This window comes from Streptacidiphilus rugosus AM-16, assembly GCF_000744655.1.
Classification (GTDB): Bacteria; Actinomycetota; Actinomycetes; order Streptomycetales; family Streptomycetaceae; genus Streptacidiphilus; species Streptacidiphilus rugosus.
In genome coordinates this window covers 1,470,414-1,487,714 of sequence record NZ_JQMJ01000004.1, presented here as the reverse complement: position 1 = coordinate 1,487,714, position 17,301 = coordinate 1,470,414, and the positions used below count along the sequence as shown (strand labels likewise).

The window sequence follows — 17,301 nt, the reverse complement described above, 5'->3', positions numbered from 1 at the left end:
AGACATGACCGAAGCTCCGACCGACGCCGTCCCCGTCGACGTCCCTGCCGACGGCGACGCCGACGGTGCGGCCGACCGGGAGGCCGTGGAACGCGAGCGGGCCGAACTGCGGGAGTTCATCCAGGGGTTGAGCGCCGACGACATCAAGTCGGGGAACTGGTTCACGGAGCTCCTCGCGCACGCGCTGAACTCCTACACGAAGAAGGTCGACTGGCAGTACTTCCAGGAGCGGTACGAGGGCGTTCCCGCGGACGCCGTGGTCGAGCAGCGGATCAGGATGGCGTCCCGGTACGCCGCGCTGGAGGGCGGCCTCTCCGCCGGGGCCTACACGGCGGCCGTCGTCGCCACCCTCGGCAGCCTCGGCGGCGCCTCGCCGGCGACCGTCCCGGCCGCGATCGTCACGATGATGGTCGACGTCGCCTTCGTCACCCGGCTCCAGCTGCGCCTGGCCTACGACATCGCGGTCCTCTACCGGGTCCCGCTGGACCTCTCCGACCCGGACGACATGTGGAAGCTCATCCGGGTGGCCTTCACGATCAAGAGCGGCGAGATGGTCAGGGAGGGCGTGGTCAAGGCGGTCCCTGCGCTGGTCCGGCCGTTGATCAAGCGCTTCTACTCCAAGGCGGTGCTGAACGCCGCCAAGGGTCTTCCGTTCGTCGGGAAGTTCCTCCTCCAGCGCAATGTCATCAAGATCGGTATCCCGTTGGTCGGCGTCCCCCTCGCGGTGGTGCTGAACCGCTACACGACGCTGCTCGCCGGACGGCACGCGCAGGCCGTCTTCCGGAACGAGGCGCGGGTGATCGAGCTCGCGGAGGGACTGAGCAGGGCGAGCCTGCACCCCCGGTCGATGCTCTGGGTCGCCTGGCTGGTGATCAGGGCGGACGACGGGATCGCGGACGAGGAGGCGCTGTTGATGCGGCACCTGGTGAGGCTGGTCCGGAGCGATCACCAGGTGGTCGACGCCGAACTCGCCCAGCTCGTCGACATCGACCCCGCCGAGGTGTGGCGACGCCTGGACGCCGAGCCGGGCGATCTGAGCGACCTCCTCGACGCGGCCGGCCGGGTCGCCGCCGTGGACGGAGCCGTCAGCGCGGCCGAGAAGGCCGTCATCGCCGAGCTGCGCGAGCGGTGCCGCCGCGGCTGACGCCGCGGCTCAGGCGTGGGCTCAGGCGTGGGGGAGGGTGAGCCAGACGGTCTTGCCGTCCTGGTTGGCGCGGGAGCCCCATGAGGTGGCGAGCGCGTCGACCAGGCGCAGGCCGCGCCCGGAGCCCTCGTCGCTGCGGGCGCGGCGCGCCCGGGGCGGGACCGGGCTGCCGTCGGTGACCTCCAGGCCGAGCTCGCCGTCGGCCACCCGCAGTCTGAGCCTGATCGGCCCGCAGGCGTGCCTGACGGCGTTGGTGACCAGCTCGGAGGCGAGCAGGGTCACCTGGTCCGCCTGGTCGCCGGTGCACGGCAGGTCGGCGAGCACCGTGCGCAGGAACCGCCGGGCCGCCGCCGGGGCGCCCACGTCGGCGGGGAGGTCGGAGGAGACGGCGGTGCGGGCCGGTCCGGGGACGCGGGCCAGCAGCAGGGTGACGTCGTCGTCGTTGTCGCCCGGCGCGGGGAGCATGGTGGCGAGGATGTCGTCGGCGACCTGTTCCAGGTCCCGCGCCGACGGCAGGAACTTCTCCAGGGTCAGCGCGAGGCCGTCGATCTCCGCCTGCAGGTCGCCGTCCGGGGTCTCGACCAGGCCGTCGGTGTAGAGGGCCAGCACCGAGCCCGCGGCGACCGGCAGCGTGGTCTGCTGATGCGGCACCTCGCCGACCCCGAGGGGAACGCTGACGGGCACCGGCAGGACCTGGGCGCGACCGCCGGGCTCCAGCAGCAGCACCGGCAGGTGGCCGGCCGAACAGAGCGTCAGCTCCTGCGCGTCGGTGTCCAGGACCAGGTAGCAGCAGGTGACCAGCTGGTCGGGGAGCTCCTCCACGACCGCGTCGAGCGCCTGCATCAGCTGCCAGGGTGGCATCCCGGTCTTGGCCAGCGCGTGGGCGGCGCTGCGCAGTTGGCCCATCACGGCGGCGGCCTCCAGGCCGCGGCCCATCACGTCGCCGATCAGCACGCCCACGCGGCCGACGCCGAGCGGCACCAGGTCGAACCAGTCGCCGCCGACCCCGGTGCCGCGTCCGCCCGGCAGCCAGCGGGCGGCGGTCAGCACCTCGGGCACCGGCGGCGGCGAGCCCATCAGCGAGCGCTGCAGGGTCAGGGCGACCTCGCGCTGCTCCTCGTACAGGCGGGCCAGCACCGCCTGTTCGGCCTTCCGCTCGCTCACGTCGCGGATGGCGGCGGACAGCAGCGTGCCCTCGCTGGTCTCCAGCGGGCTGAGGCTGATCTCGACGGGGAACTCGACGCCGTCCTTGCGCAGCCCGAATAGATCGAGTCCGGCCCCCATGGGCCGGACCCTGCGGTCGGCGACGTAGGCGCTGCGATGGCCCACATGTGCGTGGCGGAATCGCTGCGGCACCAGCAACTCCACGGACTGGCCCAGAAGTTCCGCGCGCCGATAGCCGAAGAGCGCCTCGGTCTGCGCGTTGACCAGGACGATGACTCCCTCCCGGTCGCAGATGACCATGGCGTCGGGCGCCGCCTCCAGCAGTGCCCGAAAGGTCTTCTCGCGTGTTGTTCGCACTCGCCGCCGCCTTAGTCGCTCCCGCTCCCGCCCGAGGACCTGTCATTTGAGCAGGCAGCGGAACGACATATGCCTGTTTGCTGATTATCCGTCGAATCCGACGGAACCTGCCCGTTTCTGATCGACACTCTCTGTCATCCGTCCTGGTCAGTGGCGGGTCGTCACGCAGGAATCACCAATCGTCACGAAGCACTTGACGCGTGATCCCCCACAAGGGTGAAATTGGGCCGCCGGAATAGGCGGGCATATTCACCCGGCCAGTCCTCTGCATGCGGCAGGCCTCTTCGGCGTGCCAGTTTTTCTGCATCCTCATTCCCGTCAGGGTAAATCTGATCGAAAATGATAGGTAGATGTCCGAGCGAGATCGAGTGATCTGCGAATTACCCGGCGGCGTCGCCGTCGCGCTCAGCCGGCAGAGTCAACTCGGGGTCAACGGCTCCCTGTTGGTGGCCGGGGATCCGGGCGGTGCGGTGCATCTGGAGGGCGGCAGAGTCGTCGGGGTGGAGAGCCCGGGAGCGCCCAGCGTCGAGGGGCTGCTGCTGCGCTCGGGCCGGGTGCTCGAAACCTCCTGGGTGGCCGCGCAGCAGGCCGGTGCGGCGCACGGCGACATCGCGTTCGAACTGGTCCGGCGCGGGCTGGTCGGGGCCGTCGAGTTGCAGGCGGTCTGCCTGCTGGCGCTCTACGACGCGACCTACGCCATCGCCGCGGGCGAGGTGGAGCAGTGCGCCTGGGCCCCGGGAGGCCCGCCGCCGCGCTGCTGGACCCGGACCGTGACCGCGGTCGACGCCGAGGTGCTGCGCATGGAGGCGGAACGGCGGCTCGCCGCCTTCGCCCGCTCGTCCGCCCCCCTCAGTCCGGGGCGCGACCGGCTCTCTGCGGTGGACTACGGACAGCCGCAGGTCCGCCGCCCCGACGGACTGAGAGCGGACATCCTCCGCCTCGCCGACGGTCGGCGCACCGCCCGTGACATCGCCTTCCAGGTCGGCCGCGGGGTCTACCCGGTCATGGTGGAGGCGGTCAGGCTGCTCGCCCAGGGGATGCTCCGCATCGAACCGCCCGCCCAGGAGCACTCCGGCGTCCGCGCCCTGCTGGCGCCCCGCCGCTCGGCGCCCAACGCGCCGGCCCCCGACGGGCCGCTGCGCCTGCCGCGCCGCCACGCCCGTGCGAGCGGGACATGAGGGCGGGCCTTCACCGCAAGGGAGCGGCAGTGAGCGGGGATGCAGTGAGCAGGGACACGCTGAGCAGGGACGCGGCGGGCAGGGAAGCGATGGCCGGCGAACTGAGGCTGCTGCGGGAGCGGACGGCCGGGGTGACCGACACCGCCGTCGCGGCCGTCGACGGGCTGCTGGTGGCCGCCGACGCCGTCCCCGAGCGGGACCTGGAGACGCTGGCCGCGCTGGGAGCCACCACCCTGGGCCTGGCCCGACGCACCGCGGCGATGACCGGACGCGGCGCGCTGCGCCGCGCCGTCATCCACTGCAGCGGCGGGTGCGCCGTCGTCTACGCGATCGGCGACACCGCGCTGTTGCTGGTGCTGGGCGACGAGGGTCTCGACCTCGAACGGCTGCATCTGGAGAGCGGCGCGCTGATCGCGCGGATGGAGCAGGTCCTGCACGGCTCCGGGAAATGACCGAAGGAAACCGACCCATGGGGAAAGTCATGAATGCTTCGTCCAGCATGTCCGACCGTGTCAACGAACTCGTGAAGCACCTGCGCGAGGATGTCCCCGACTGCCTCGCGGCCGGTGTGATCGACCTGTCGACCGGAATGCTGATCACCGTCGAGACCGTCGACACGCACCCGGCGGAGGTGCTCGACCTGCTGGCCGCCGCGACCTTCGAACTGTTCCAGGGCCGCAACGTGGTGATGATCGAGAACATCTTCAAGGAGCGGCGCGGGGTCAGCACCGACCGGCACTACTTCCAGGAGATCCTGGTCAACAGCGACAACCTGGCCCACCTGTTCATCCGGATGCAGAGCGAGGACGACCTGGTGTCGGTCGTGGTCTGCCGCAAGACCGTGAACGTCGGCATGCTGTTCGCGCAGACCCGGCGGGTCATCAAGGAGCACGGCCCGCTCTGACGCGCCGTCTCATGCGAGCGGGGGCCCGGCCGCGACCAGCACGGCGTTGATGTGGGCGCCGGCCAGGGCCCCCGCCGCGGCCGAGGCGCCGACCTGGGCGGTCGGATCGGTGGCGTTGCCGGCCACCCACACGCCGGGCACCTCGGTGCTGCCGGCCGTGCCGGAGACGAAGCGGCGGCCCATGCCGTCGGGCAGGTTCTCCATCGGCAGCCCCAGCCCCTCGAGGCCCTCGGTGCGGGCCCGCATCCGGGTGGCCACCGCCAGCACGCGGCGTGCCACGACCCGCCCGTCCGTCAGCCGCACGCCCGCGACGCCGCCGTCCGCGGCGGGGACGACCTCCTCGACCGGCGTGTCGACGACGCGGACGCCGCGGGCCGCGAAGCGCGCCCTGGTCTCCCGGTCGGGCTCGGTGCCGCAGCTGAAGTAGACCAGGTCGTCGGAGAGCTGGCGGAACAACAGGGCGTGGTGGACCGAGGCGGGGCCGACGGCGAGGACGCCGATGGGCTGGTCCCGCACCTCCCAGCCGTGGCAGTACGGGCAGTGGACCACACTGCGGCCCCAGTGCCGGGCCAGGCCGGGGATGTCGGGGAGCACGTCCCGCAGCCCGGTGGCCACCAGCACCCGGCGCGCGGAGACCGCCCGGCCGTCGGCCAGGGCCACGGTGAATCGCAGGTCCCCGTCGGCGGCCGGCGCGGCCGGCGCGCTCGCGGCGACCTCGCCGCGGACGACCAAGCCGCCGTAGCCGCGCACCTGCGCCCGGCCGCGCGCCAGGATCTCCGCGGGCGGGGTGCCGTCCAGGCCGATGAGTCCGTGCATCGCCGCGGCGGGCGCGTTGCGGGGAGTCCCGCTGTCGATGACGACGACACTGCGCCGCGAGCGCGCGAGCATCAGCGCACCGTTGAGACCGGCGGCGCCGCCGCCGATCACCACGGCGTCGACGGTCCCGCCGGGCAGCTCGTCGCTCGCGTAGGTTCCGATACCGGCAGCCATGCCGTGACCCCGATCGTTCGAAGCGTTCATGCTCCCGACGCTAACCGCGCCTTGCGAGAAGCGCATACCATCTTGCGTATGGAGCAAGAAGACGCCGATCTGGACAGCCTGGTGCGCAAGCGCGTCCGTGCCCTGCGGGTCGCCCAGGGCTGGTCACTGGAGGAACTGGCCACGCGCGCCAGGCTCAGCCAGTCGACGCTCTCCCGGATCGAGAACGGGCAGCGTCGTCTCGCACTGGACCAGTTGGTCACCCTCGCCCGCGCCTTGGACACCTCGCTGGACCAGCTGGTGGAGACCGCCTCCGACGACGTGGTCAGCAGCCCGGTGATCGACGCCGTGCACCGGATGAAGCGCTGGTCCGTCAGGAGCGACCCGGGGGTGACGGTGGTGCGGCAGCGCTTCACCGAACCTCCGCCGGACAACCCCGCGCGCCTGCGGGCGCATCCTGGCCGTGAGTGGCTCGTCGTGCTGTCCGGCACCGCGATCCTGCTGCTGGGCAACCGGCGGTACCGCGTGGAGACCGACCAGGCCGCCGAGTTCCCCACGATGCTGCCCCACGCCGTCGGCGCCGAGGGCGGCCCCTGCGAGATCCTCGGCATCTTCGACCGTGACGCCAGGCGCGGGCATCAGCGCGAGGGCTGACCATCTCGTCATATTGACGATATCTGCCCCGGGGCTCTACGGTGCCACTGCGCGCGCGCACCGCCGAGCGCCGACAGCAGGGCCGAGACCAGGGGGGCCGCCATGGCCGACATCGTCAGACGACCGTTCGTCAGCCACTTCCGTGGCAGCCCGACCGACCACGTGGTGCACCTGCGGCGCGGCCGGATGGTGCATCAGGGGCCTGGTCAGGCCTTCTGGTTCCGGCCGCTCACCGCGGTGCTCGCCGAGGTGCCGATCGACGACCGCGAACTGCCGCTGCTCTTCCACACCCGCACCTCGGACTTCCAGGACGTCACCGTCCAGGCCAGCGTCACCTACCGGTTCACCGACCCGGGGCTGGCGACCACCCGACTGGACTTCGCCATCGACCCGGCCAGCGGCCGTTGGCGCGGCGCGCCGCTGGAGCAGGTGGCGACGCTGCTGACAGAGCTGGCCCAGCAGCAGGCGATCGGGCTGGTGGCGACCCTCGACCTGAACGCCGCCCTGGCCACCGGAACCGCCGCGATCCAGGCCAGGATCAGCGAGGGCCTGGCCGCCGACAGCAGGCTGGCGGAGACCGGCATCGGCGTCGTCGGCGTCCGGGTCGTCGCGGTCAAGCCCGAGGCCGAGGTCGAGCGGGCATTGCGCACCCCCGCGAGGGAGCTCATCGCCCAGGAGGCGGACCGGGCCGGCTTCGAGCGCCGCGCCCTGGCCGTCGAGCGGGAGCGCGCCATCAGCGAGAACGAGCTGCAGAGCCGCATCGAACTGGCCATCCGCGAGGAGCAGTTGGTCACCCAGCAGGGCGCCAACGAGCGGCGTCGCGCCCAGGAGGCGGCGGAGGCCGCGAGGATCGCCACCGAGGCCGAGGCGGAGCGCACCCGGACCACGCGTGACGCCGAGGCGGCGGGCATCCGCGCGGTCGGCGCGGCGGAGGCCGAGACGGAGGCGGCCAGGTTCGCCACCTACGCCGGCGTCGAACCGCGTCTGCTGCTGGCCCTGGCCCTGCGCGAACTGGCCGGCCAACTGCCGGAGATCGGCACCGTCAACCTCACCCCTGACCTGGTGACGAGCGCGCTGGCGCGCCTGGCCGGGCCGAACGGGGGCTGAGATGGCGACGGCCCCCCGGGCGGTCCTGGTCCACCGGCGGACCGAACGCGAGACGATCGTCGCCGAGCAGGGCACCTGGGGCCAGGCGGAGTTCGTCCAGGGGATGCGCGGGGTCTCCCTGGACGAGGTGCAGCAGCGGCACGACCGGTTCACCGAGGCGATGCACCTCGCCTCGGCGGCCGTGCCGAAGCACTGGCGGCGCGGCAGCGTGCTCCGCGACGACCTCGACCGGTTCCTCTTCGAGCCGGACGACGTGGTCGTGGTCATCGGTCAGGACGGGCTGGTCGCCAACACCGCCAAGTACCTGGACGGGCAGCCGGTGATCGGGGTCAACCCCGATCCACGGGCGGGCTGGGGCGTGCTGGTCCGGCACGCCGCGCGCGACCTGGCCGCGCTGCTGCCCGCGGTGGCCGAGGGGCGCGCCCGCACCGAGCAGCGCACCATGGTGTCCGCGGCGACGGGGGAGGGCGACCGGCTCATCGCGCTCAACGAGGTGTACCTGGGCCACCGCAGCCACCAGTCGGCCCGCTACCGGCTCTCGCTCCCCGACGGCCGCTCGGAACGCCAGTCCTCCTCCGGCCTGCTGGTCGGCACCGGCACCGGCGCGACCGGCTGGTGCCTGTCCGCCGCCCGCCAGCGCGTCGCGCCGCCGACCCTGCCGGGCCCGACCGACCCCGCACTCAGCTGGTTCGTCCGCGAGGCCTGGCCCTCCCCGGTCACCGGCGCGGACCTGACGGCGGGGTTGCTGGACTCCGGAGCCGGGCTCGAACTGCGGGTCGAGAGCGAGGGCCTGGTGGTGTTCGGCGACGGCATCGAGGCGGACTGCCTGGCCCTGGAGTGGGGCCAGACCGTCCGCATCGGCGCGGCGGACCGCCGCCTCGCGCTGGTCGTGTGACAGCCGCCGATCAGGCCTGCACCGGCTGCGGGGCCAGGCGCTCGAGGCCCTTGCGGTCGTAGTAGCGGGTCATCCCGAAGCCGAACAGCAGGGCGAGGGCGGTGCCGACGGCGATCATGATCCAGGCGCGGGACAGACCCGCGTCCGCGCGGGCGTCGAAGTAGAGGATGGCCCGGACCCCGTCGCTGAGCTGCCGCATCGGCTCGAAGACCGACAGGAAGCGGTAGAAGCCGGGGACGGCCTGCAGCGGCACCGTCGCGCCGGAGGAGGGCAGCCCCAGCACGATGAAGACGAACATGGACACCAGCTGGCCGATCCCGCCGAAGGCGGCGTTGATCGCCTGGACGCCCAGGCCGACCGCGAGCGAGGCGCAGTAGGAGTAGAGCCACAGCAGCGGCAGGTGCGAGGCGTCCATGTCCAGGATGCCGATGGTCGCAGCCATCACCAGGCTGACGCTGAGCACGGTGATGGCCGCGGTCATCACCATCTTCAGCAGCAGGGTCTGGGTGCGGTCGATCGGCACGGTGGGAAACCGGGTGTGCCAGGGGCCGATCTCGCTGTCCGCGTAGCCGAGCGCGGTGTCCACACCGGTACTGATGATGTTGCCGCCGAGAAAGCCCGCCAGTACGAGCAGCAGCGTGTAGTAGAAGGCGCTCAGGCCGAGTCCGCTGTGGGCGCCGATCGGGTGTCCCACCTGGGTGACCACGTTCACCGGGTCGGCGAGCAGCAGTCTCGTCGTGGAGTCGGCCTGTCCGGCGGCCGCGGTGAGCCGCCGGCCGATGGTCTGCGAGGCCTGGTGCGCGGCCAGGGTGGTGATCTGGGAGGCCAGCGAGGAGCCGAGGCTGCCCTTGCCGGGGTTGGTCAGCACCGTCAGCGTGGGGCGGACCGTGGCGCGGGCGGTGGTCAGCGCGGCCACGGATGCGGTGAAGTCGGCCGGGATGACCAGGGCGCCGTAGACCTTGCCCGAGTCGAGCTGGTCCTGGGCCTCGGCCCGGGTCAGCGTGCGCCATTCGGCCTTGCCGCTGGTGTCGGCGGTGACGGCCGCGGTGATCTGCGCGCCCAGGTTCTGCTGCTGTCCGGGGAGCGGACGTCCCTGGTCGCCGTCGACGATCGCGATGGGCAGGGCGTGCAGGTCGTGGTTGGGGTTCACGATGCCGCCCATGTAGAGGAGCGACAGCAGCAGGGCGAGCAGACCGGTCAGGATCGTGGGCATCAGCCACAGCTTGGGGCTGCGCAGCAGCGCCGTCGCGCGGGCCTGGGGTGCGGCGTCGGGCATGGTTCTCCGTGGCTTCCTGGGCGGCGTGGACGGCGCCTGGTCGGTGGGGCACCTACCTGACTACCGCCTCGGCCGCCCGGGAGCCGGAACGACGGCGATGACACGCGACCCGTTCAGCGCAGCGCGGCGACCGCCTCGTCGAGCTCGGCCCGGGTGATCAGCCGTTCGTGGGTCCCTGCCCGGGTGCAGGCGAAGGCCCCCGACGCGGAGCCGGCCAGGACCGCCGCCTCGACATCGCCGCCGCGCAGCCAGACGTCGACGAAGGCGGTGACGAAGGCGTCGCCCGCGCCGTTGCTGTCGACGACCGGACCGGGCGGGGCGACCGCCGGACGGTGCACGGCCTCGGGCCGCTCGCGGGTGGCCGTCCAGCAGCCGTTCGCGCCGTCGGTGGCCACGGCGACGCGGGCCCGGCCCCGGGTCAGGATCCGCCGCAGCACGTCGGGGGCGCGGTCGCCGACCGTGGCGGCGCTCATGAAGACCAGGTCCGAGCCGTAGGCGTAGTTCTCGGCCCAGGCGGCGTGGCCGTCCCAGGCGTGGACGTCGGTGGACAGCGTGGCCGGCGACCGCTGGATCTCGCCGAGCAGGTCCCGGCAGATTCCCAGGCCGGAGACGTGGACATGGGCGGCGCGGGCCAGCCGCGGACGGCAGAAGTCGGCGGGCAGCCGGACGTCCTCCGGATGGCGGCCGTCGTAGAAGGAGAAGCGACGGCCCTGGCGGTCCACGAGGTTGACGCTGCGCGGGGTCCCTGCGGGCGCGGGGAGCCAGGCGAAGTCCAGCCCTGCGGCACGGTAGCGGGCCCGGACCAGCTCGCCCTGCTCGTCCTCGCCGATCAGGTCGAGGAAGGCGGTCGACCGCCCCAGCACGTGGAACCCGAGGGCCACCCCGGTCCCGGTGTGGGCGACGTAGTCCCTGATGGCCGGTACGGCGACGGAGTCGCCTGCCGGGACGGTGAGTTCGTCGACCCGGACGATGGTGTCGACGCCCGAGCCGCCGAGCACGAGAATCTCCTGACCGGTGGTCACGCTGCCCCTCCCTCGCTCTCTCCTGCAAGTTTCGGAAAGATCTTGCAGGAGCGGGGCGCCGCTGTCCACTGCCCGCGGAATGAGCGTCGGGTGGTTTCGCGTTGCACCCCATGTCACGTCGGATGACACGGAACGAGGAGGATCTGGTGGCCGGAGAGACGCAGACAGCCGTACTCGCGGGCGGTTGCTTCTGGGGGATGCAGGACCTCATCCGCCGGCAGCCCGGCGTGGTGAGCACCCGGGTCGGCTATGCGGGTGGCGACGTGCCGAACGCGACGTACCGCAACCACGGGACGCACGCGGAGTCGATCGAGATCACCTTCGACCCGGCGGTGACCGACTTCCGCACGGTGCTGGAGTTCTTCTTCCAGATCCACGACCCGAGCACCAGGAACCGCCAGGGCAACGACGTCGGCACGAGCTACCGCTCCGCGATCTTCTACCAGGACGACGAGCAGAAGCGGATCGCCGAGGACACCATCGCCGACGTGGATGCCTCAGGCCTCTGGCCTGGCAAGGTCGTCACCGAGGTCGCCCCGGCCGGGCCCTTCTGGGAGGCCGAGCCGGAGCACCAGGACTACCTGGAGCGCTACCCCAACGGCTACACCTGCCACTTCATCCGCCCCGGATGGAAGCTGCCGCGCCGCGCGCAGGCCTGATTCTCATCGGACGTTCAGATAGGGGTCCCGCCCGGCGTGGGTATCACCCGGGCAGACCCGGGCGGCGAGCCCGGCCCTCTGGACGAGGCGAATGACGATGCGACCGTACGGACACGGCGGAGCCGGCCATCACGGCGGCTGGTTCTGGATCTTCCCGGGCATCACGATGATTCTCTTCTGGGTGCTGCTGGTCATCGTGATCGTGTTGCTCTGGCGCGTGGTGACCGGCCGCACGCGGGGCCGCTGGGCGGCCAAGGCGGGCGGCGCGATGCCACCGCCGCAGGCTCCGCCCAGCGCGGAACAGCTGCTCGCGGAGCGGCTGGCCCGCGGTGAGATCGAAGTCGACGACTACCACCGCCGCCTCGCCGCCCTCCGCGGCGGCGCCCCACCCGCGGCTCCGCCGGCGTAGCCGGCAGGCCGCGCGCGGCTTTGCTGAGGTGCGCCTCTGCTGCGGCGGACGCGAGCCTTTGAGCAAAGGGCGGATTGCACTGTCCAGGGGCGCGAGGCTCTGCTTGATCAACTGCGTGCGCGACAAGCCATCGATGAGCAGATAGTCCTCGACGCGCAGGGCCATCCGCACGGGTGGGTTCTCGCGCAGTTCCTCGCGCCCTCAGGCACTGCCTGGTCTCGCGGGCAGAACCTCGCGCCCCTGACAGTTGCGACTACCGCAGCGCTGCCAGCGCCGCGGCGTAGTCCGGCTCGCGCATCTGGTCGGCGACGTACTCGACGTGGCGGAGCCTGTCGTCGGGGCCGATGACGAAGACGGCGCGTTGGAGGAGGCGCCACTCCTTGATGAGCACCCCGTAGTCGCGGCCGAAGGCCTCGTCCCGGTGCGCGGAGAGCAGCACGTGACCGGCGTCCTCCGCCTGCCGCCAGCGGTCCAGGGCGAAGGGCAGGTCCATGCTCACGGTGTAGACCCGCACCCGGCCGTCGTCGACCGGCAGCGAGCGCTCCCAGGATCTGGTCTCCACCTGGCAGACCGGTGTGTCGATCGAGTTGATCACGTTCAGCAGCCGGGTGGTACCGGCCGAGTCCGCCAGGCTGACCCCGCGGATCGCGCCGTCCGACGCGTCCATCAGGTCCAGCAGGAACGCCGGCGCGGCGTCCCCCACCTTCAGCCGGTCGCCGAGGACCGTCAGGTGCTCGTCCAGCTCGAAGGCCTCGCCCGTTCGCTCCGTCATGAGGGAAGCGTCCCACGGTTGTGGTCGCCGGTGCTGCCGTCGAGCAGTTCCCGCAGGATGTCCGCGTGTCCGGCGTGGCGCGCGGTCTCCTCGATCATGTGGACCAGGACCCACCGCAGCGAGACCGGGGATCCGGCCCAGGAGGTGCCCATGGCGTCCAGCTCGGTCGTCTCGATCACCGCGTTGGAGGCCGCGCGGGCGCGGTCGTAGAAGGCGATCACGTCCGCGGTGGACTCGCCCTCCGCCGCCCGCAGATCCGCGTTCTCGTCCTCCTCGTCGAAGGGGAGCTCCTCCGTCTCGACCCCGAAGGTCTGGCAGAACCAGCCGTACTCCACCGCGGCCAGGTGCTTGACCAGCCCCAGCAGGTTCGTGCCCGAGGGCACCATGGGGCGGCGCAGCGCCTCGTCGTCCAGACCCTCCAGCTTCCACAGCACCGCGTCGCGGTGGCGCTCCATGCTGCGCAGCAGGATGGCCTTCTCGTCGCGGGGGGCGACATGCGTGTGCGGGACGTTCGGCGTCGTCGTCATGGGCCGAACGTAGCAGCGGCCACCGACAGCCCGCGCCCGATCGGGCCCTGATCTACGCTGGGATCCATGCCCACCCTGCTGCTCGTCCGCCATGGCCGTTCCACCGCCAACTCCTCGGGGATCCTGGCGGGCTGGAGCCCCGGCGTGTCGCTGGACGAGCACGGGGAGCAACAGGCCAAGGACCTGGCCGAGCGGCTGGCCGGACTGCCGCTGAGCGTCGTGCTCTCCAGCCCGCTGGACCGCTGCCGGCAGACCGTCGCGCCGCTGCTCGCCGCCCGCCCCGGCCAGGCGCTGCGGCTCGACGAGCGGCTCGGCGAGTGCCGCTACGGCGACTGGACCGGCCGCCCGCTGGCCGAGCTCGCGAAGGAGCCGCTCTGGGCGACGGTGCAGGCACAGCCCTCCGCGGTGACCTTCCCCGGCCCCGAGGGCGAGTCGATGCGCGAACTCAGCCACCGCGCGGTGGACAGCATCCGCGAGTGGGACGCCGAGGTCGAGCGCGAGCACGGCCATGACGCGCTCTGGCTGGCCTGCAGCCACGGCGACGTGATCAAGGCGATCGTGGCCGACGCGCTCGGGCTGCACCTGGACCTCTTCCAGCGCATCTCGGTCGAGCCGGCCTCGGTCACCGCCATCCGCTACACCCCGACCCGCCCCTACCTGCTCCGGCTCGGCGACACGGGCGACCTCGGCGGTTTCGCCCCGCATCCGCGCAAGGAGGGCGACGACGCCGTGGTCGGGGGCGACACCGGAACCCGCTGACCTGTAGGTAGGGTGGAACACCACGACAGTCAGCCCGTCAAGCCCGCGTCAGCCTCTCGATCCCGTGGAGCCAGCATCGTGCCCCGCCAGGTGTTCTTCTACGACCCTCCCGAGCGCTTCGTGGCCGGTACGGTCGGCGAGCCGGGCCAGCGCGCCTTCTACCTGCAGGCCAGCGCCCGCGGCCGGATCACCACCGTGCTGCTGGAGAAGGGTCAGGTCGCCGCGCTCGCCGAGCGGGTCGACGAGCTGCTCGACGAGGTCGTGCGGCGCAGCGGCGGCAGCACCACGGTGCCCGCGCTCGCGCCCCCGGAGATGATGGACAGCGCGCCGCTCGACCAGCCGGTCGAGGAGGAGTTCCGCGTCGGCACCATGGCTCTGGCCTGGGACGAATCGGTGCAGCTGCTGGTGGTCGAGGCGCAGGCCGTGGTCGAGGGCGAGGAGGAGGGCGAGGAGACCGAGCTCTTCGAGGACGAGGAGAACGGCCCCTCGCTGCTGCGGGTCCGCCTCAGCGGCGCGATGGCCCGCGTCTTCGCCAAGCGCGCGCTCGACCTGGTCTCGGCCGGCCGCCCGCCGTGCCCGTTCTGCAGCCTGCCGCTGGACCCGGAGGGCCACGTGTGCCCGCGCCAGAACGGTTACCGGCGCTGAGCGCGCCCGTGCCGGTCCCCGAGGCCGACGCCGCCGCGAGCGCGGCGCTCGCCGCCGACCCCGCGACCGCGCTCCCGCTGCTGCGGGACGGCGAGCTGACCGTCCACGGCCGGCTGACGGAAGCCTCCAACGCGGCCTTCTACTGCACGGTCGAGGCGGACGGCCGCAGTGCCGTCTGCGTCTACAAGCCGGTGCGGGGCGAGCGCCCGCTGTGGGACTTCCCCGACGGCACCCTGGCCGGCCGGGAGACCGCCGCCTACCTGGTCTCCGCGGCCAGCGGCTGGCACCTGATCCCGCCGACGGTGCTGCGTGAGGGGCCGTTCGGCCAGGGCATGTGCCAGATATGGATCGAGGAGGACCCGGACGCGCCCGAGCTGCTCAGCCTGCAGCCCGGCGACACGCCCGAGCCCGGCTGGCACGCCATCGGGCTGGCCGAGGTCGGTCCTGGCCGTACCGCGCTCTTCGTCCACGCCGACGACCCGCGCCTGCGCCGCCTCGCCGTCCTGGACGCCGTCCTGAACAACGCCGACCGCAAGGGCGGCCACTTCCTCTCCGCCGCGGACGGCCGCCTCTACGGCATCGACCACGGGGTGACCTTCGCCGTCCAGGGGAAGCTGCGCACCCTCCTGTGGGGCTGGGCCGGCGAGCCCCTGGACGAGGAGGCCACGGCCGTCCTCACCCGTCTCCGCGCCGACCTCGACGACGCCCCTGGCTCCCTCGGCGCCTCCCTGGCCCCGCTCCTGACGCCGCGGGAGATCGCCGCGACCCGCACCCGCGTGTACCTCCTCCTCAAGGAGGGCCACCACCCGCTTCCCTCCCAGGAGTGGCCCTCGGTGCCCTGGCCGCCGATCTAGTGCGCCAACGTCTCTCGCTCCACCTTTGAGCCGTCTCCCTCCATCGGGGCTGCCTCCCCGGAGGGCGCGAATCCGTGCCGCCGGTAGACGCGTTCGACTACGCCGCCTCGAAGAGGTCGTCGATCACGCCGCCTCCACGGGCCTCGGGGCGGACGAAGACTCCGACGATGCGTGCCCGGCCGTGGGGGCAGGACAGGAGCGATTCCCCGGACAGGGCCTGGCGCCGCATCAGGCGACGTGCGCCAGATCGGTGGCGTGGGGAGCGGCATAATCCGTGGGCCGGCCGAGGCGCATCTGCGACCATCACCGGATGGGTGCGTTGGACGGGGTGGCGGCCAGGGTCGCCGGTGGAGCCGTGGTCGAATTCCGGCCGAGCGGGTCTTCGATGGTCCCGCTGATACGCAGTAGGCAGCTGGTGGTCGTCGCCCCGGTCGACCCGTCGAAGCTCGAGCTCGGCGACATCGTCCTCGCCCGCGTCGCCGGATCCGTGTACCTGCACCTGGTGTCGTCCCTTGACCCGACCAGGAGACGGGTGCAGATCAGCAACAACCGGGGCCGGGTCAACGGCTGGACGAGCCACGACCGCGTCTTCGGCATCTGCGTCGCGGTGGACGGGGTCTCCCGGGCCGGTGCCGCGGCCAAGACTCAGGCCGCTCCCGAAAGCCGGTCCTGAACTGTGAGAAAGCACCGCGCAAGCTTCCTGGGGTTCCGCCGCTGTCCGCGCAGCCTCCCAGCGGCTACGCGGAGCCGTTTCCTCCGGCGGGTCGGGCGGTGAAGACTGGTTCCGCACACCGTTCCTGAGGGGGGATCATGAAGTACTTCGCGAGGATGCGACGCAGCACGGCCGTGGTGGCGCTGGCGGTGCTGGCCGTCGGCGTGGCGGTCGGGGTCGGGCAGGCGATCGGCGGCAGCTGAGCGCGCGGGGCTCAGCAGGCCAGCATCTTCTGGATCGCCTGGCGGGAGACGCCCAACTCGCGGGCGATGTCGGCCTGGGAGACGCCCCGGGCCAGCAGGCTCTGCATCAGGTCGCGCCGCTGGACGGCGAACTGGCGGGCCAGGCGGGTGTGGTGGATCGCCTGGGCCCGCGCCTCCCTGATCTGCTCGATGGTCGACCGGTACCCGGGTACGTCGCTCTCGGCTGTCATGGCTCCCATTCGACAACCCCTGATTGACGCTGTCAACCCCTGGTTGTCACCACCCTGCCCCAGGCGTGGGCCATCGCCGACCAGACCGTGCGCAGCTGCGCCTCGGCGGCCCGGACCGTGGTGACCGCCGCGTCGGGATCGCCGCCCGCCGCGCGGACGGCGGGGCCGTCCGAGAGCGACCAGTCGGAGACCTGGGCCGAGAGCACCTCCGGATGGAACTGCACGCCCCACGCCGCCCTGCCCAGCCTGAACGCCTGGTGCAGGCAGTCGTCGCCGGTCAGCAGCGGCACCCCGCCAGCCGGCAGGGCGACGATGTCGTCCCAGTGCCACTGCGCGGCGCGCGCGCCCTCGGGCACCGCGTCGAACAGCGGATCGCCCCAGGCGCCGGGCAACCGCCGCAGCGGGACCGCGCCGACCTCGGGGGCGGCGGTGCGCGGGGCGACCTTCCCGCCCAGGGCGGCCGCGACGATCTGCCCGCCCAGACAGATCCCCAGCAGCGGGACCTCGTCCGCCACCGCCTCGCGCACCAGCGTGCGCACCGCCGGCAGCCAGGGCGCGGCGACGTCGTCCTCGCAGTTCGGCGCGCCGCCGAGGACCAGCAGGCCCGCGTGGGCGGCCAGTGAGGCGGGCAGGGCCTCGCCCGCCCAGGCGTGGCGCAGGTCGAGCCCGAAGCCGTCCGCCGCCAGCGCCGCGCCGACCAGGCCAGGGCCGGTGCCGTCCTCGTGCTGCACGACCAGGATGGTGTCCGTCACGGGCGACCGCCTCAAAGATCCGTACGATCCGCCGCGGGAGGGCGCGCTGGTGGGCCATTTCCCTGGCGGAGACCGTCCCAAGCGTTTCGGGCGCCCGCGC

At 72.6% G+C, this 17,301-nt stretch carries 21 protein-coding genes; 13 read left to right on the top strand and 8 right to left on the bottom strand.

Translation table 11 applies throughout. The features are described from left to right. Window positions 1-4: 4 nt before the first annotated feature. Window positions 5-1,144 carry a tellurite resistance TerB family protein gene (locus BS83_RS15890; protein WP_037604467.1) on the top strand — a complete coding sequence of 380 codons (1,140 nt, stop codon included), beginning with the start codon at window positions 5-7 and terminating at the stop codon, window positions 1,142-1,144. Between the two features lie 21 nt (window positions 1,145-1,165). Here BS83_RS15890 and BS83_RS15885 read toward each other — a convergent pair whose 3' ends face one another. Next, the gene (locus BS83_RS15885) at window positions 1,166-2,665 is read right to left on the bottom strand and encodes an ATP-binding SpoIIE family protein phosphatase (RefSeq protein ID WP_269664857.1); all 1,500 of its coding nucleotides are present in this window, start codon (window positions 2,663-2,665) and stop codon (window positions 1,166-1,168) included. A gap of 350 nt (window positions 2,666-3,015) precedes the next feature. Between BS83_RS15885 and BS83_RS15880 the strand changes: the two genes are divergently transcribed. The 3 genes from BS83_RS15880 to BS83_RS15870 are packed head-to-tail and all read left to right on the top strand — an operon-like array spanning window position 3,016 to window position 4,747. After that, entirely contained in the window at window positions 3,016-3,843 is an 828-nt protein-coding gene (locus BS83_RS15880; protein ID WP_157597194.1) for a MarR family transcriptional regulator, read from the top strand. A gap of 29 nt (window positions 3,844-3,872) precedes the next feature. Next, window positions 3,873-4,295 (top strand): roadblock/LC7 domain-containing protein, encoded by a 423-nt coding sequence (locus tag BS83_RS15875; protein ID WP_332262336.1) that lies wholly within the window; start codon window positions 3,873-3,875, stop codon window positions 4,293-4,295. 47 nt (window positions 4,296-4,342) lie between these two features. Further along, on the top strand, window positions 4,343-4,747 hold the full coding sequence (locus BS83_RS15870; protein ID WP_232248354.1) for a hypothetical protein: 405 nt from the start codon (window positions 4,343-4,345) through the stop codon (window positions 4,745-4,747). A 9-nt stretch (window positions 4,748-4,756) separates the two neighbouring features. Here BS83_RS15870 and BS83_RS15865 read toward each other — a convergent pair whose 3' ends face one another. After that, window positions 4,757-5,767: an NAD(P)/FAD-dependent oxidoreductase gene (locus BS83_RS15865; protein ID WP_408641007.1), complete on the bottom strand. Its 1,011-nt coding sequence runs from the start codon at window positions 5,765-5,767 to the stop codon at window positions 4,757-4,759. 48 nt (window positions 5,768-5,815) lie between these two features. Here BS83_RS15865 and BS83_RS15860 point away from each other — a divergent pair, with 48 nt between their 5' ends. The 3 genes from BS83_RS15860 (at window position 5,816) to BS83_RS15850 (ending at window position 8,381) form a co-directional block, all read left to right on the top strand. Further along, window positions 5,816-6,379, top strand: a complete 564-nt coding sequence (locus BS83_RS15860) for a helix-turn-helix domain-containing protein (protein ID WP_037604464.1) — start codon at window positions 5,816-5,818, stop codon at window positions 6,377-6,379. 102 nt (window positions 6,380-6,481) lie between these two features. Further along, window positions 6,482-7,486 (top strand): SPFH domain-containing protein, encoded by a 1,005-nt coding sequence (locus BS83_RS15855; protein WP_037604463.1) that lies wholly within the window; start codon window positions 6,482-6,484, stop codon window positions 7,484-7,486. A gap of 1 nt (window position 7,487) precedes the next feature. Next, on the top strand, window positions 7,488-8,381 hold the full coding sequence (locus BS83_RS15850; protein ID WP_037604462.1) for an NAD(+)/NADH kinase: 894 nt from the start codon (window positions 7,488-7,490) through the stop codon (window positions 8,379-8,381). A 10-nt stretch (window positions 8,382-8,391) separates the two neighbouring features. Here the strand turns inward: BS83_RS15850 and BS83_RS15845 are convergent, their stop codons facing one another. Beyond that, the gene (locus tag BS83_RS15845; protein ID WP_037604461.1) at window positions 8,392-9,657 is read right to left on the bottom strand and encodes a YhgE/Pip domain-containing protein; all 1,266 of its coding nucleotides are present in this window, start codon (window positions 9,655-9,657) and stop codon (window positions 8,392-8,394) included. Window positions 9,658-9,770: 113 nt separating this feature from the next. Continuing rightward, window positions 9,771-10,679 carry a carbohydrate kinase family protein gene (locus BS83_RS15840; RefSeq protein ID WP_037604460.1) on the bottom strand — a complete coding sequence of 303 codons (909 nt, stop codon included), beginning with the start codon at window positions 10,677-10,679 and terminating at the stop codon, window positions 9,771-9,773. A 146-nt stretch (window positions 10,680-10,825) separates the two neighbouring features. Here BS83_RS15840 and msrA point away from each other — a divergent pair, with 146 nt between their 5' ends. Together msrA and BS83_RS15830 are read left to right on the top strand one after the other, a co-directional pair. Next, window positions 10,826-11,338 carry a peptide-methionine (S)-S-oxide reductase MsrA gene (msrA, locus tag BS83_RS15835; protein ID WP_037609117.1) on the top strand — a complete coding sequence of 171 codons (513 nt, stop codon included), beginning with the start codon at window positions 10,826-10,828 and terminating at the stop codon, window positions 11,336-11,338. 97 nt (window positions 11,339-11,435) lie between these two features. Then, window positions 11,436-11,747, top strand: coding sequence for an SHOCT domain-containing protein (locus BS83_RS15830; protein ID WP_037609115.1), 312 nt, complete (start codon window positions 11,436-11,438; stop codon window positions 11,745-11,747). A 253-nt stretch (window positions 11,748-12,000) separates the two neighbouring features. Here the strand turns inward: BS83_RS15830 and tpx are convergent, their stop codons facing one another. Next, the gene (gene tpx / locus BS83_RS15825; RefSeq protein WP_037604459.1) at window positions 12,001-12,519 is read right to left on the bottom strand and encodes a thiol peroxidase; all 519 of its coding nucleotides are present in this window, start codon (window positions 12,517-12,519) and stop codon (window positions 12,001-12,003) included. Further along, entirely contained in the window at window positions 12,516-13,046 is a 531-nt protein-coding gene (locus BS83_RS15820; RefSeq protein ID WP_037604458.1) for a DinB family protein, read from the bottom strand. The genes tpx and BS83_RS15820 overlap by 4 nt, the downstream gene beginning before the upstream one ends. A gap of 66 nt (window positions 13,047-13,112) precedes the next feature. On the opposite strand from BS83_RS15820, the gene BS83_RS15815 reads away from it, so the two are divergent. From BS83_RS15815 to BS83_RS15800, 4 genes are all read left to right on the top strand, one after another. Beyond that, window positions 13,113-13,805, top strand: a complete 693-nt coding sequence (locus tag BS83_RS15815) for a histidine phosphatase family protein (RefSeq protein WP_037604457.1) — start codon at window positions 13,113-13,115, stop codon at window positions 13,803-13,805. 78 nt (window positions 13,806-13,883) lie between these two features. Next, entirely contained in the window at window positions 13,884-14,450 is a 567-nt protein-coding gene (locus tag BS83_RS15810; RefSeq protein ID WP_037604456.1) for a DUF3090 domain-containing protein, read from the top strand. Between the two features lie 8 nt (window positions 14,451-14,458). Next, window positions 14,459-15,304 carry an SCO1664 family protein gene (locus tag BS83_RS15805; protein WP_408641006.1) on the top strand — a complete coding sequence of 282 codons (846 nt, stop codon included), beginning with the start codon at window positions 14,459-14,461 and terminating at the stop codon, window positions 15,302-15,304. A 310-nt stretch (window positions 15,305-15,614) separates the two neighbouring features. Continuing rightward, window positions 15,615-15,977 carry a hypothetical protein gene (locus BS83_RS15800; protein WP_037609111.1) on the top strand — a complete coding sequence of 121 codons (363 nt, stop codon included), beginning with the start codon at window positions 15,615-15,617 and terminating at the stop codon, window positions 15,975-15,977. Window positions 15,978-16,230: 253 nt separating this feature from the next. Here BS83_RS15800 and BS83_RS15795 read toward each other — a convergent pair whose 3' ends face one another. Then, complete coding sequence (locus BS83_RS15795) at window positions 16,231-16,449, bottom strand: TrfB-related DNA-binding protein (protein WP_037604455.1); 219 nt, start codon at window positions 16,447-16,449, stop codon at window positions 16,231-16,233. A gap of 32 nt (window positions 16,450-16,481) precedes the next feature. Next, the gene (locus tag BS83_RS15790) at window positions 16,482-17,201 is read right to left on the bottom strand and encodes a type 1 glutamine amidotransferase (protein ID WP_051943104.1); all 720 of its coding nucleotides are present in this window, start codon (window positions 17,199-17,201) and stop codon (window positions 16,482-16,484) included. Window positions 17,202-17,301: the final 100 nt, after the last annotated feature.